Genomic DNA, 16,279 nt, shown 5'->3' on the forward strand with positions numbered 1-16,279 from the left:
GTACAACTCGCATCTGGAGTACCTGCTGCAGTACATGGCGTAAAAGTAATGGCTCCTGTTGTGGTATTTACACTCCAAACGCCTTCTCCTGGTGCTACTAAATCATCACCGGGAGTTGATGTTCCTACCAATTGAACACTTGTAGGATCTATAACTCCATCTGGATCGCTATCTATACCACTTCCATTATCGATAAAAGGATCAAAAGTAGCTGCTGTACCTGTAGGTAAACCTGTAATCAGATCGTTGTTTGCAATGGGAGGTTGATTTACATAAGTAACCGTTATTTGAGCAGTATCCTGTTCATTGTTATCAAGGTCAATCAACGCATAGTCGATAGGATCCGGATCGCCTATAAGGGCAGCATCCGGAACAAAAGTTATCGTTCCATCGCCATTGTATGTCCACACTCCCTGATTTGGAACGGTAAGGCTATTCTGTACACCGGGGCTACCTGCATCTAAATCTAAATCGACATCACTAGATGTCGGAGTAGTACCATCTGCTAGCGCATCGTTATTAATAATATTTAAGGTAACTGAAGCTTCAGGGGTATTATCTAAACTTTCGTCATTGTTGGCTGTAGGTTCAGGATTCAGGTCATATGTAATGCTTACTGTAGCAGGTGCTATAGCTTCATTACCATCATCATCATCTACAGTATAGGTAATATCTGTAGGATTGCCCGTAAAACCATCATTTGGATCAAAGCTAAGCAAACCCGTTACTTCATTATACGACCAGACCCCCTCTTCTTCTACAGTAAAACTTATAATGTCATTATTTAAATTGCGGATAATATTTATTACGGTATAGTTTGGCCCTACAGGTGGTATTATAAGATCAACTGTTGCCGTATCAATGGTACCGTCTGCATCAGTATCGTTACTGGTAATAGGGAGATTAACAGTAGTCCCGGGTTGATTTCCTGTACTCAAATCATCATTCGCTATTGGATCCTGTTCTTGATAGGTAACCGTAACTTGCGCACTAGCCTGTGCGTTAGAATCCAGATCAATTAACGTATACGGTATAGGATCGGGATCACCCACTAAATTTGATGTATCAGGAACAAATTCAATCGTTCCGTTAGCGGGATTATAAGTCCAGGTACCTTGATTTACTACTGTTATCGAATTTTGAATTCCGGCTATATTTGGATCTAAATCCACATTAACATCTGTAGGAGCTGGCGTAGTACCATCGGCTAATTCATCATTATTAATGATATTTAGTATAACCGTACTGTTAAACGCATTATTCAAGAGTTCATCATTATTGGCGATGGGGGGATCATCATCATAAGTTATCCGTACTTCTGCCGCATTAGAAATATTACCATCATCATCTAATACGGTATACGTTATAGGACTTGGATTGCCGGTAAAACCATTTTGCGGAGTGAAGGTTAATTGACGAGTCCCCTGATCATAGAACCAAACACCTTCATCTTGTATGGTAAATCCGATATCATCACCATTACCATTGGTTTGTATAGCCGTACTAGTCGTACCAGGATTGGCAATTAAATTCACTCGATTCGGATTAACAATTCCGTCTGGATCAAAATCATTGGCAGTAATAGGCAAACTTACGGCAGATCCGGGATTGTTACCTTCACTTACATCATTAATAGCCACTGGAGATTGTTGATAGGTAACGGTTACCAAAGCAGTATCGGTTAAATTGTTATCAAGATCTCTAAGTTCATAAGTAATAGGGGTGGGATTCGTAGTAAATCCAGGTTCGGGATCAAAAGTAATTTCTCCTGTAGATTCGTCAAATAACCAAGTTCCTTCGTTGGGAACGGTAAATCCAATGGTGTTACTATTGCTCCCGATAACCGGAGTGTTCGCTCCTGCAGGAACCGTAAGATCAATGCTTACATCGTTGGGAACCGGGGTATTACCATCTGCTAACACATCGTTATTGATAATATTTAGAACTGTATTAGCATTTGGTGCAGTAGGTGTCAAATTAGTATCATCATTTGCAGTAGGTGCAACAAAAGTATAGGTAATATCGATAGATGCACTACTAGCAGAAATAGTGCCTTCATTATCCCTTATCGTATACGTTATATCTGTAGGGTTACCTGTAAATCCAGGTTCAGGAGAGAAGGTAACACTTCCTGTATCGTCATCATAAGACCATGAACCCTGATTTTCAACAGTAAATCCTATAAGATCGTTATCTAAGTTTCTAATTTCGTTAGTTATAGTTTCTCCAGGAGGTACAATCAAATTAACACGTTCTGGATCCAAAGAGCCATCAGGATCACTATCGTTTGTTAGAATGGCAACAGTAACATTGTCTCCTTGCGTATTATTCAAATCTTCATCATCACGAACCTCGGGGGGGCTATTAGGTGTTATTGTTACCTCAGCAGTATCCTGATCATCTTCACCAGGATCATTATTATTAGGAGTAGAATCACTATCAAATTCGTTGCTCGCTGTAATTTGAGCAGAATTTTCGTATGGTCCTGTAGTATTTACTGTTGCATCAAAAGTTAAATCCAATGTATTTCCGTTGGGAATATTCAAATTGCTCCAGGTAATCGTTAAATTACCAGCATTGTATACCCCCGAGTTACTTACTGTCCCTGGCACTAGGGTATATCCTGCCGGAAGAACATCTACAACAGCCACCCCAGAAGCATCTGCAGTATTGCTTGCATCGTTATTAAAAACTGAAAGCGTAAAGGTAACAGTCTCACCAACTCTTGCAGCTGTTGGCGATACAGCTTTACTCAGTTCTAGGTCTACAATGGCGTTAATCTGAATGGTTACGCTGTCACGTCTGGGATCGCAGGTTCCATTTCTAATGGTCCATTCAAATACATAGGTTCCGGCGACGGTACCACTCACTTGGGTATTAGGATCTGTAGCATCTATAAAATTAGCTGTTGTGGGTCCTGAAATCTGTGTCCAGGCACCTTCTGCAGGAGCAGATGCCGGAGTAGCATCAAGTATAACAGGAGAAAACTCTGGAATCGTTTGATCAGGCCCCGCTTCAGCCGTAATCGGATCAGATTGAATGACAACTTCCATAACGTCTGATGACGTACAGCCCCCACCTACGGCTGTCCAGGTAAACTCAAAAGTTCCCGGACTCAGATCTAACACCGGACTTTGAGGGTTGTTGGGTGAAGTAATGTTTGGTCCGGCTGGGCCGGCAGTCTGTGTCCAAGTTCCGGTACCACTTGTTAACGGTACGGCATTTAAATTGGTTTCCGTTTCATCACAAAGCTCCTGGTCTGGACCTGCGTTGGCTTCTGAAGGAGGCGCCCCGGTAAACGTAATAGTGACCGTATCAGATTGTGGATCACATGTAGATCCTGGTGATCCGGGAAAAGGCCCTCCGTTAGAAACTGTCCAGGTGAGTACGTACACATCATCAACCCCATCATTCCCTACATCACCAGGAACATTGGATAAAGTAGTCTGTGGATTGTTGGGACTATCGATAACCACTGCGCCACCAGAAGGGTCATCGCTTGGATTTGCGAAGGACCACTGCCCTATTCCTACCGTAGGTGGTCTTGCGTCTAATTGAACGTCTTCTTGACATGCATTAGGTTGGTCATCTCCTGCATCAACCGGTGTAGGTGCCGCAAATACTTCTATTCGCATAATATCTGCCTCTTGTCCGCAATTATCCACTTCAAAATTCCATTGTAGGATATAAATTCCCGGAACGCTTAGACCAGTTACATTGGTATCTCTTTGATTAGGGTTGTCTATATTCGCAACGCCAACACTACCCGAGGGTTGATCTAAAAAGCTCCAGGTCGCTGTTAATCCAGGGTCTGGTGGAGGGGAATTTCCATTTAATGTGGCTGTAGTGGTATCGCCATTACACAAAATTTGATCATCACCTGCATTGGGGGTTGTAGTGGGGCCAGATCTTACTATTACTTCAACATCATCTTGCGTAGAGCCACATGGCGGACCACTATAATCTGTAGTAAATCTATAAATATAAGTACCCGGATCTACAGAAGCACTTGCAGTAGAACTGTTTGCAGGGGATTGTTGAGGATCAAAAGGTGAGGGAACTGATGGAGGATTTCCATCAACAGATACTAGGGACCATGTCCCTGTTGAGCCTCTAGTCGCTTCTAAAAGAATATTGGTGGCTCTACACAAATCTTGATCGGGCCCTGCATTGGCTTCAGAAAATACATTGAATGTCACAGTATCTGTAGTAGACGGACAAGTACCTGAAGCACTTACTGTCCACCTGAAAGTATATGCCCCTGTAATTAAACCGTTTACCTGAGTACCAGGATCATTGGGATCTACAATAGTTGGTGAATTGGGAGCTCCTGGTTCTAATGTCCAAACCCCAGTTGAAGGAGCCGTTATTGCATCTGCATTTAATGTAGCTGAATTGCCGGCACACACATCATTAACCGTACCTGCCTCTGCAGGCGATGCAGGGGTACCTATTTGTATAACAAAAGTATCTGAAACCTCAGTACAGGCTTCTGCGGTAACCGTCCATTGAAATTCGTAAGTTCCTTCTGTAAGATTTGAGAATGTAGCAGTAGGACTATTGATATTATCTATAGTGAAATTGGCGTTTCCCCGGACTAAACTCCAAGTACCTTGACCGCCTGGCGAAGGATCATTGGCAGCAGCGGTATAAGTAGTCGTACATTGAATACCAGCTGGATCGGGACCTGCATCGGCCGTAGCCACATTAGCAATAGTAATTATAACTGTATCTGTGGTAGAAGGACAGCTATTAGTAACGGGAGGTGCATAGGATATTTCCCATTGAAATTCATAAGTACCTGGTACCAGATTGTTAACAATAGTACCTGGATCTGAAGCATCTACAAAATTCGCTGTTGACGGACCAGTAATCTGAGTCCATTGTCCTTGCTCGGTTGATGCATTAAATGAGTTTGCAGCAAGTGTAGTTTCATCTATAGAAGTATCTGTTATACATTGATCAGGACCAGCATTGGCTTGTGTGGGAGCTTGATCTGAATTCGTAACAATATCAACGGTATCTGTGGTAGGAGTAGCACAATTTAGATTAATTTTATCAATGGTCCAGGTAAGCGTATACGTTGTGCCATCTGCGGTAAAACCGCTAGCCGTTGCATTAGGATCATTTACATCAGAAAAAGTGATCCCATCAGGACTCGACCATGTTCCTATTTGATCTTCTGGTGGGGTATTGGCAGCCAATTGTACGCTTGAACCAGTACATACGGTTTGGTCGGGTCCTGCATTTGCTGCTACATTTAATGTTGTAGCTACATTTACTATAACATCGTCAAAATTTACATTATTATCAGGATCAAAAGGACAAATAGGTTCATTATTTACAACATATCTAAATACATACTGTCCTGCAATAAGACCAGTTACGTCGGGTCTGGGAATTGCGGGGTTTGAGATAGTTGCGGTATTAGGACCGCTTACCTGCGACCAGGTGGTGGTATGAAAATTTTGGGTATTTCCTGTAAGAGTTGTATTGTCTATGCCACAATCGAGATTTTGATCGGTTCCTACATTTGCCGGCGGATCTGCATTTCTTGTGATAGTTACATTAATCTGATCTGTAGCCTCCTGACAAGCCGCTAAATTTTGACCATTCTGCCGACTTCTAAATACAAACGTATAGGTGCCATCAATAAGTAAATCTATATTGAGGTTACCACCGCTAAGGTTTTCAAAATTAGTAGGATACGAGGGAAAATCTGGGTTCGTTGGACCACTCACGATCCTATATTGATTAGAACCTCCACCTGTGGTTGTGTAAGGAATATCAATATTAGTATCATCACAATCTGCAACGATGTTATTTCCATTGTTTGCAGTAATAGTAATAGGATTGGTGTTATATCGAATACGAATATTAGATGCGCTACTGGTACAACCTGTAGCAGTATTTGTAATAGTGTATCTGAAACGATAAGGCCCTCCTGTACTACTCAAACCGCTAATCTGAGTAGTATAACTATCATTCGGATCTATAGTCACTGTAGTACCTTGAGTTTGTTCCCATAACACAGTTTCATTAGCGAATTGCGGCGTAGACCCCACCAATGTGGTTTGAGTGACATTTGGATCACAAAAGAAGATATTATTATCCTCTACAGAAGCAGTAGTTACATCTTGAGTGGCCGCAGGTACTTCAACAGTAATGGTATCACTACCCGAAACACAGGGTCCCGTTACCTCCCAACGAAAAATATACGTACCTTCTCGTAAATTACGTATTGACGTAACGTTATTGTTCGGATTGGCTATTTGTGGCGTACTAGGACCACTCACAAAACTCCACGTTCCTTGTTGACCACTACCACCTATATTACGACCTCCAAAAGAACCGTTAACGTTTACTGTTTGTGATACAGTATAACAGTTTGATAATGTTATCGTATCTGGACCTGCGTCTACAGGGTCTGCGCCACCGAAATTAGTTACTGTTATTTCATCAAAACTACTACAGGAATTCCCTGGATTGTCGATCGTCCATCGCAATATAGTATTACCTGCTCTATCGTCACGTAATCTAATCGATGTAGAGGCAGAATTAGGAAAATCTATAGTAACTCCTGCGGCATTACTACTTTCAATACTCCAACTACCACTTTCACCAGGATTAGAAGGATTATTGGCGGTAATCACTATAGAACCAGAATCATCAGGACAACTAGCTATGTCTCCAGAAGAAATCTGCGCTTGCGTAATAGGGTTAACTGTTAGTGTTTTGGTTTGCGATGCTTCAATACCATCGCCACAGACTGCCGAATAACGAAAAGAGTAGGTATTCCCACCTTGTAGACCAAAAACTTGGGGTGTGGGTATATTGGGATTGTCAATTACGACAGACGGCCCGGCAGTTTGCGTCCATTGTACAGTACCAATTATGGGAGTAACCGGCTCGCCATCCAGGTTGTATGGTGTGCCTTCGCAAATTGTTTCGTTAAGACGAGTAATGGTCACCGAACAATTTTGTGCTACAACAGTATTCGTACTTAGTATTATAAAAAAGAAACCTAGAATTGCGATTTTCTTGTATATCGTCAAAAAAGTAGGGTTGTCTAAATGACCTGGGTAAGATTGTTTCATACACTATGATTCAAAAACTAGTAAAAATTATTCATAAAGAAACAAATTGATCCCCTTATCATTTAAAAATTGGGATATACAGTTTGTTCCTTTAAAAAGTTAAATCGGCAGGGGTTTCGCTTTTGACTATCAAAGTGTTTAACACTACATCAAATTTAACATTTATTTTGTAATTGTAAATAAGGTAAAACCATAATAATTAAACGGTTTAAACCATGTAGGAATAGTCTTTTCACTATTCTTACATAATGCCAACGAATCTAAAAGGTTAGGAAGAAATATTCTCAACATATCAATTAAAAGAAGTTAGTATATTCGACAAAAGAACTAAATATTCGACTAAGTGTTATTTTTATAAGTTTCAAAAATGAATATTCGGTATACTACTTGATTTTGAAATTAGTGAATAGTAATTTTCTAATAGTTATATCCTTTAGTAGTGGCCATACAACAGCCTTTTTTCATTATTTACAAAATATTCCTCGCCTAAAAAAGTGAAACCCTAGTCGAGAGATTAAGTATTGCATGGTAATTGTCTTTACGAAAAGAAATATCGATAAGAAATTGTTCAATTAAAAAATCAATTAGTTAACGATAGTTTATTCGTATTAAATCTTTGCAATTCGATTGCAAGTTTCTAGGGTTTTGTTTCGTAAAGCGATAGCAACTTTACTAGGTTTACCTCTATCAAACTTATAATAATCATTTGGTTTTATTCTATAGGTTCTGCCTAATCAGCACTATCCTGTAATTGTAGATCAGACCTTTCATAAATAACGAAACCATCTTGAGTAGGAAGTTGCTTTTTAAGCATCCAATACGTTTTTGCCGTTCGCAATGAAGCTCCTTTATTATCATCAAGAAAATCTCTTATATATTGATTGAACATATTAGGTTTAGCAATTTTACTTTTAAAACTTGGATCCCTCTTTTGTTTTTCAAATACTTTCCATTGTAGTATTGCTTCATTAAGCGTTTTACCTATATTCCTTTTTACCCAACTCATAAAATCACCATGGCAATTAAATGTGTTCCCTATTTGACTTTTCATAAAATTGCGAAAATTGGGCCCAAAAGATACATTGTCGGTAATTACCGTATCCAAAGTTAATTCTGCTTTGGCCCAGTTAAATATTGAAGTAGGCTTGATTTTTACCTTAGTAGGTTTAAGCTCTCCTCTATTATCCAAAGCATACATAATTCTGTCCCGTAATTGAAATTTAGTCCCCGATGATGGTAAATTAGAACGCTTACAAATTTCAACCATTTCTTTCTTTAGCCAATACCAACTATTAAATTCGGTTGCAGAGGTGATATCTTCAAATCTAGGTCTGTTGCTCATGATACTATTTTGAATAAAAAATTGATATCAACAATCTTAGTAAAGATTCGGAAGGATATAAAAATCAGAATCACTTTGCTTCGAAAATCAAGAAACAACTTATCTTTTTGTCTTAACTCTTGGCTCTAAAAGTTTGAGTGTCTATTCCACAATACCCTAAATAGAGCATCCAAAGGAATTACATCAAACTTTATTGACAATGAGAGTTACCACTTTATAATTTTACCTGCGAAGCGCCGCATGAATATTAATAGGTTCAAAATTGTAACGATGTTCATTATTTTCTCCGTTTGAAGCGGCGTATAATTTTCTAAAATAATCTACCGCGCCTACAGAATAATTAATTTTTTCGATCCATTGGTTAAAATAATCTTCTTTTCTATCGGTCGTAGCATAATCAAATACCTTTGATTTCAATTTTTCTAGAGCAACATCAGAAAAAACGGGTCGTGTAGGAAACATCTTTTTGTCTTTTTCTTTTATCTCAAGAAAATTAGTGATCCACTGTACATCAGAATCATATTGTTCAATCAATTTATCTTCTAAAGAATGATACATTTCTTTCTCAAAAATAATTCTAAGTGTACTACGGTTACCAATTAAATCTTCTGTTTTAAAAATAGTACTTCCACCGCTAGGTAAATGGTATTGCCCATCGTTATTACTATTTTCTAATACAATGGTAAAAGGAAGTCCATTAGTACTTTGTATCTCATATTCGCTGTCGCTAACCGATCGAAGAGAAATTAGATCGTTTTGTGCTTGCACACCTGTAAAACAGATGGCAAATAATAGTATAAGTAAATACTTTTTTGTATTTTCTATGTTCATTGCCTGCATAATGTAACGTATAATAGGTTAATTTTTTGGGTGCTTAAAATTATAATTTCGTATGTTATTTTCAAAGTTTTCTATGATCTGATTTAAAAAAACAATTTTTTAGACCATGACGTATATGACAAAAAACATGCCATTTGGTATAACTACGAGGAGAAAATTGATAAATTGCTACGACATTCCTTTCATGGTTAATAATGTAGTTGTCCAAACGATAACAGAAGACAAAAAGATGCCTATACAATTTGCGGCAAAAGCTTTTCTTCTTTTAATACCGAATAGGTAAGCTGCGATGCTTCCTGCATATACTCCAGTGCCAGGAAGAGGAATCATTACAAAAAGAAGCAACCCCCAAAATCCGTATTTTCTAATTTTATCACCAGATCCTACTTTAGCTCTTCTAGCAACGAATAATGCGGATTTTTTGTAAAAATGCCATCGTAGCAAATAGGTATTTATCTTTTCTAAAAAGAAAATCATAATGGGAAAAACCATGAGGTTGGCCAGAAAACAAACTACAAAAACCAGGTAAATATTAACTCCATTAAACATACCATAAGGAATACCAACTTTGGCCTCGCCAAATGGTGATATACTCCATAGCATGGCTATAATAATTTCCTTAATCACTAGCTTACTTTTTTAAAAGACTGCAAAGTTACGGTTATATATTAGGTAATCGATATTTTTGACCATAAAAACTGTAAAAAAGTTTCATCTAATCATTTTATACGTATACTATTTATAGAACTTTTTAATCAAAACTTTCAAACATTTAGTCGCTAGCTATTTTAGGAGCTAACCATAAATACCCCACAGATAGTAAAAATACTACAAACAATGGTAGCGTATTAACTGGCTTTACACTGTATTTTTTATTAGTTAATACTTGCGATGAGGAATTAAATTGTCTTTTATTTTCTTGTAAGCGTTGTTTACTCCTACTGGCTTGCCAATATGAGCTATCGGTTACAAAAAAATGGGAAACTATAGTTGTATCTTGTTTAATCGATAACGTATTCCAACCAGAAGCTATGGGGTAGGTAATACCGGTATATACCTCGGGAATATCTATATTCTGCCTTAACGGAACTTGATAATTGCTATTTATTTCTACCACAGGTTCTTCTGTACTGGTTCTCATAGTAAAGTCAACGGGATGATTTTTGCGAGCAACTCGTTTTATGTCTTCAAACTTTGCGAGAGATGCTTCTCTCTTACTCACTTCTTCGATACTACGAGACCATATATTTTGATACGCTACCGTTTCCCCTTTTAATAGTAATTCATACGTATTTTCTAAGATTGTGGTCGCTATTCTCCCTTTGCCTATTTGTTTATACGCTGTAATCGTAAGATTTTGTACGTCTTTGTGAATAACCTGATTTCTAAAACTGTTGGTAAACACATATTTATATTTGGAAACCTCAATTTTGGGTTCGGTCTTTAGTTGAACAGTTGTTTTTTTATCCTCATCAAAATTGAAAGTTAAAGGATTCAAAGGTATGTTGTAAAAATTACGGTTTGGTTGAATAAATAGTCCAAGTCCTTGGTTTCTAATAGCATTTTTGATACTTTGTAATGATCTTTCTCCTAAATTTTGAAGCGTGGCAGCATCAATAATCAATAGATCGAAAGGTTTAAGAAGTTGTTCTGAAAAATTGCCAATACTTTTTTTTTCGGTATTGAAAAATTCAAATTTGTATCTCCCTTTGGTAATCTGACTTTTTACTGAAACCTGATGCCCACTTTCCGCTAAAAAATTTTTAAGATATTTTGTTTCAAAGGTTGGAAAACGATTAACAATGAGAATATGAAAAGAAATAGGAGCTTCGATAACTAGCGGTACAGGATCTTTGGAAATTACATAACCTGTAGTATCTTTTTCTATCAACGAAAAGAGATACCTTCCTTTTACCCTAGGTTTCATTTTAAACTGAAATTCCTGTGTATCCAAATCATTTAAAAGAATTGAATCTATAATCGATCCCCACGGACCTTCAAAAAATAGTTGATGCCCCTTTGTAGGTTTGCTGTATTTACCTTTAAAAATTGATTCTGCACCAACTTTTTGCTTAGCATCATATAAAAACGACGTAACACCCTGCAAATCTTGTCCCCCCATAAAACTAACTGTCGCATCATCAAATCGCCAAAAATCAAAAGGTGCTATACCATACCCTAGTATAAAAACAGAATCCATGGCTACCTGATCATCCAAAACAGGATGATTAACATCGTACTTAATAATTTTTAAGCGAGGATGTACGCTTTGTAGACTATCTAGTTGCTTCTGATCATATCCTTTGGTTAGTACTGCAACATATGCCTCAACATATGGCATCAAAACTGCAGGACGTAATGCGATTAAAACAAGCATAGTGACTGCCAGAAGCGATACCAACATTCGAATCCAAAATGTTCGAGCAGGTTTATGATGATACTCTTTGAAGATACAAAAACCTAAGAGTAGACATCCACCAAGAATCACATACCAAGTATGTTGACTATTTATAAAAGTAAGTGTATCAATCATAAATTTCAAGTTCTTTTACGACTAACTCATTTATACTACTTGTTACACTCGCTCTTTTCGAAGCCTTATATGTTGCTTTAGGAAGTGCTTCAAAAAGGCCTCTCTGCACGATGGTTAAGCTGGTAACTGGTACTTTTTTAATTTCAGTGATTTGTTTTAAAAGTTGTAAGGTTTTTAAATACTTACCCGGCATTTCAATGGCATGAATAGCAAGTTCATTTGCAGCCTGTTCAAAAAGATTTTTATCGCGTTCTGTTATGCTTTCATTGCCAGCTATTAACTCTTCAAGGCGTAGCATAGCCTTTTTTATAAAAACGTACTCATCTGGCTTTGTTAATTCTTCTGTCTTTCTAAAACTTTTTACTTCTTTTATTTTACCCGTTAATCTTTGATCCTCCTTAATTGGAGGAGGATCAAAGCCAATACGATGTACATAAATACGAGCGCTATTTTTAATATCCTGTATAAGTTTGAGCGCATTATACTGATATGATAAGGATTTTTTAGGTTGGTAAAGCCTCAAATACAGCTCTGCATCCCACATTTGATTTAACGCCTGTCGCAACTTACTCTTTAGCGATTGTGTAAATAGTGTGGCTTCCTCTGGATCTCCATGATTGTGCAGGTATTCATGCAAAACATCTTTTTTCTTGGCTTCGTCATTTTCTTCGGCAACCAAATTGTGTTCATTGTCATGATCATGTTTATGCGTATATGCCTCTAAAGAATAGTCATGGTCGTGATCGTGATCATCGTCGTGCTGATGTTCTTCTTCAAGCGTTTCAGAACGTTCGGGTGATGATTTGTTGGACTCAGTTTCATCTCCCATGAACTGTGCATATTTGAGACGTAGTACTTTTTGATCGAAGCCCAATTCGTTACTCCTTGATTTAAACTCCTGAACTAATAATTTGGACTCTGTTTCCAGCAGTTTTTCAGTATCTATAATAAGTTGTCGTTGACTTCGAAAGTAGTCTGGCATTAGATCAACACCCATAGTCCCTTCTACTGCAAAGCGATCTGAAAGTGTATCCTTAATTACTGCAAAAAAAGTTTCACTTCTTGCTATATTAGGTTCTGGTTGCTTTTGGTCAAAAACCTCTATGTAAAAATATAATTCATCGCCGGGTTCCATTTTCATATGGTCCAGGTTTAAGTTTTTAAAAAGGTTTTGTGTTTTTCCACCCACCACTACTCCGGTATCAAAGTTTAACTGTTCTTCTCTAAATTTTACAGATTCTCCTGATCCTTTACTTACGGTTGCTACAATTCGTGCCTTAGCCACACCAAAATCATCTGTAATTGATGCTTTAAATGATAAACTTTTGTTTTCAGAAAATGAAAAAGAAGAAAATTGCTTTATACCACTAATCTCAATCACAGGGACTTGATCTTTGACAACCTCTATCGCATATAATTTTGAGATAAAAGAAGCTCCGTTATTACTTATAAATTTAAAATTATAAAAGCCAGAAGACTCAGCTATCGAGCTGATTGTATAACTGCTATCGATAAAGCGCATAGCATAACTTTCATCCAAACGTTCTAGAATAACATCTTTAACAAGAGTATCAAATCGTATTTGCCACAATAATTCTGACCCTTCGAGTACCTTACTATCCATTTTTGAAGTTTGAAACGGAGGTACATTGGTGTATCGGGGGTATTTAATCGTGAGTTGCTGCTTTTCGATTTGCGGTGCAGTTGCTTCAAGCTGAGTAGTATCGGTAGGCACAAAAACGATTTGCTCTATAAAGGGATCAGGCAATGATGTTTTATCAGAAACGTGTATGTGATACAAGTAGTGTATCGCAAAACCTGTTAGTATTAGTACTGTCATAATCATTACCCCACGCATTAAACGCCCCGGAGTTTTTAATATATCGAATTCTTCATTTAACTTTTTCGATATTTTATATTGTTGAAGTTTTGCAATATCTGATAAATCCTCTTGTTGAAGTAATACGAGATTAGAACTATACTCTACTCCATCAAAATGTCGATCAACATAGCTAACTACTTTTTTAAAACTGAGCTTATAAGGCTTGAACCACAATGTAAAACATACGAAAACACTTATGAAAGTTAGTACAACAAGTAGGAAATTCTGAAATACAAAAAATATAAAAACCGAAGCTCCTACAGCATACAACACCCCTTCAATCCAAAGTTTTAATTTCCAATTTCTCTTAAATCGGGTAAGTACTGTTTTTCCAGAAACCATCATTGTTTTCTCAGTTTAGCAGTGATACGTTCCACTATAAACAGAAAAACAAACACTACCCAAAACCATTTGGATATATCCATGGTAATACTAGTATCGTTCTTAATTTTGGATGTACCATAAACCGGTTGCAGTTCTTCTATGGCGATAGTGCGTTTATCGTGTTGTACAACTTTATTTTCTATATCCTGATGTAGCTCGAACACATCTAACAATTGTTCAGCAAAGTTCTCTTCAACTATATTTGCGGCAGTAAGCAACTTTGAGAGATAAAATTGTGTGTTTGTGAACCCCGGTTCTATAGTACGAGATGCAAATTCGTCTGGTCGATAAATGATTACTTTTTTTGCTTTTTCTGGTAGCTTTTCTTTACTTAACCAAAACATCAAGTCGGCCTTTGAAAGATCGATAGTGTCACTTTGCTTTATGGATCGCATAGCAATCGGGATCTTTACATATTTTGATAGGGCTTTTAGGGATGCATGTATATAGGTTGACTGATTTGGTAAGTGGTCTGGATCATAAAGCAATACATCGATCTGCTTTTTTGAAAAAAGCGGCAATAGCTCTTGTTTTTCTTCAGACGGAATAGCAATGCTATCTTTTGTTGCGTTGATTTGGTACTTAAAATCTGTTTTGGATTTGAATTCTTTTTCAAAAGTAAGCAGTTGACCATTACTATACTGCGATAACAATTCAATTTTGTTATCGTGTGCTGTGGCTTTAACAACCTTCTTTTTCAGTTTTGTAGGAGATATAGGTATCCAGGTACTATTTTTATGTATTCTAGGTCGAATTCCCCGTACACCAGAAAGAAAAGCATTGGTAAATACAACAATGCTATCGGTATGCAAGGTTTCCATTTCTTTGGCAAGTTGCCAATACCATTCAGTTTCGAAATATTCTTTATTTGCACCGCTAATAGGCATATTACTCTGATAAAGTTTACTAAAATCTTCAGTTTTTAATTTTGGTAGACCAGATGTGAGAAGTCTTATTGGCTCTTGGGTTGTAACCGTATCTAAAATAGTGCGTACTCGCTCGTTACCCAAAACACTAGATTCTACAATATAAGTAATAGGGTCATTTTCTATTTTAGTTTTGAGCCGAGGGGATGCCAAAATCAAAGCTAGTAAACCAACTAATGCCGCTCTCAATAACAATAAGAACCATTCATGAAGCTGAATATGTCTGGATTTTCTTGAGGTAGTTTCATTAAAGAGTTTTATACTTCCTATCTTGATCGTTTTACCTTTTTTTTTACTCCATAGATGTATGAACACTGGTAGTATGATCCCAAGTAACGCCCATAGATATATAGAATTAAGAAAAATCATGCTACATCAATTCACTTCTTCTTTGTAGAAAAAATTGTAGTCCTTCACCTATATTTTCATCTAATCTGAATAAGTGATATGCGATATTACTATCTGCAAGCCTATGTTTTGTTTGTTTAATCATACGCTCTAGAGCCTGTAAATATTCTTTTTTTGCCGATTTTGCATCTACTCGAAGCTTTACACCGGTTTCAAGGTCTTCAAAAGTTATTAATCCCTTATGGCTAAAATTTAATTCTTTTTCACCCATAAGATGAAATACAACAACCTCATTTTTAGATGTTTTCAATTGCTTTAAGAAAGAACTAATTTCATCATCACGCTCATACAAGTCTGAAATAAAAAAAATCAATTCTTTTTGATTACGCTGACGAAAATGTCGAAATTCGTTGGACTGTGATGGCCATTTCCCTTTGCCTTCTATATGAATCAAACTTTGTAATAGTCGATTGTAATAGTGTGTATGCGCTTTTGGATACATGTTGTGTAATTGTAAATCATTAAGTGCATACAGCCCTAACATATCCCCTTGATTTTTTGAGATATACCCCAAAGCAGCGATGATCACTTTTGCAATATCTAACTTTGAAACTCCGTTTTCTGTATGAAGCATCGAGGCACTGGTATCCAAAATAAACGTAACGGCAATATTGGATTCAATCTCTGATTGTTTCAGGTAATACTTGCCTGATCTCGCCAACATTTTCCAATCCAGCAATCGTAAATCATCTCCTGGTTGGTAACTGCGATATTGATCAAATTGCATTCCCGAACCTAAGGTATAGCTATGCTGCCTTCCAGATAAATATCCCTCTACGACTATTTTTGCGATTAATGCCAGTCCAGATACCGTTTTAAGATACTCTGGAGTCATAAATTGATGATATTTTTCTCGTTTCAAGGTCG

Annotated in this window: 7 protein-coding genes and 1 pseudogene; all 8 read right to left on the reverse strand. The window is 37.2% G+C overall.

Annotated elements, in window-relative coordinates; all coding sequences use genetic code 11:
* Positions 1-7,097, reverse strand: a pseudogene (locus tag J8281_RS17530) (hypothetical protein); the annotation flags it as partial.
* Positions 7,098-7,827: 730 nt separating this feature from the next.
* Entirely contained in the window at positions 7,828-8,439 is a 612-nt protein-coding gene (locus tag J8281_RS17535) for a DUF6434 domain-containing protein (RefSeq protein WP_210198964.1), read from the reverse strand.
* A gap of 222 nt (positions 8,440-8,661) precedes the next feature.
* Positions 8,662-9,270, reverse strand: coding sequence for a hypothetical protein (locus J8281_RS17540; protein ID WP_210198965.1), 609 nt, complete (start codon positions 9,268-9,270; stop codon positions 8,662-8,664).
* Positions 9,271-9,447: 177 nt separating this feature from the next.
* Positions 9,448-9,906 carry a small multi-drug export protein gene (locus J8281_RS17545; protein ID WP_210198966.1) on the reverse strand — a complete coding sequence of 153 codons (459 nt, stop codon included), beginning with the start codon at positions 9,904-9,906 and terminating at the stop codon, positions 9,448-9,450.
* Between the two features lie 145 nt (positions 9,907-10,051).
* The gene (locus J8281_RS17550; RefSeq protein WP_210198967.1) at positions 10,052-11,812 is read right to left on the reverse strand and encodes a hypothetical protein; all 1,761 of its coding nucleotides are present in this window, start codon (positions 11,810-11,812) and stop codon (positions 10,052-10,054) included.
* A complete protein-coding gene (locus J8281_RS17555) occupies positions 11,805-14,039 on the reverse strand; it encodes a tryptophan-rich sensory protein (RefSeq protein WP_210198968.1) in 2,235 nt (744 codons plus the stop codon). Before J8281_RS17555 ends, J8281_RS17550 begins: the two co-directional genes overlap by 8 nt.
* Positions 14,036-15,373, reverse strand: a complete 1,338-nt coding sequence (locus J8281_RS17560; protein WP_210198969.1) for a BatA domain-containing protein — start codon at positions 15,371-15,373, stop codon at positions 14,036-14,038. Before J8281_RS17560 ends, J8281_RS17555 begins: the two co-directional genes overlap by 4 nt.
* A 1-nt stretch (position 15,374) precedes the next feature.
* Positions 15,375-16,274, reverse strand: a complete 900-nt coding sequence (locus J8281_RS17565; protein ID WP_246849152.1) for a DUF58 domain-containing protein — start codon at positions 16,272-16,274, stop codon at positions 15,375-15,377.
* Positions 16,275-16,279 lie beyond the last annotated feature (5 nt).

It is taken from the genome of Aquimarina sp. U1-2 (assembly GCF_017897595.1).
GTDB lineage: Bacteria > Bacteroidota > Bacteroidia > Flavobacteriales > Flavobacteriaceae > Aquimarina.

What these genes read in the sequence shown, in the direction of transcription:
- J8281_RS17535 (WP_210198964.1), bottom strand. Translation starts at nt 8,439, where the DNA reads ATGAGCAACAGACCTAGATTTGAAGATATCACCTCTGCAACCGAATTT.
- J8281_RS17540 (WP_210198965.1), bottom strand. Translation starts at nt 9,270, where the DNA reads ATGAACATAGAAAATACAAAAAAGTATTTACTTATACTATTATTTGCC.
- J8281_RS17550 (WP_210198967.1), bottom strand. Translation starts at nt 11,812, where the DNA reads ATGATTGATACACTTACTTTTATAAATAGTCAACATACTTGGTATGTG.
- J8281_RS17555 (WP_210198968.1), bottom strand. Translation starts at nt 14,039, where the DNA reads ATGATGGTTTCTGGAAAAACAGTACTTACCCGATTTAAGAGAAATTGG.
- J8281_RS17560 (WP_210198969.1), bottom strand. Translation starts at nt 15,373, where the DNA reads ATGATTTTTCTTAATTCTATATATCTATGGGCGTTACTTGGGATCATA.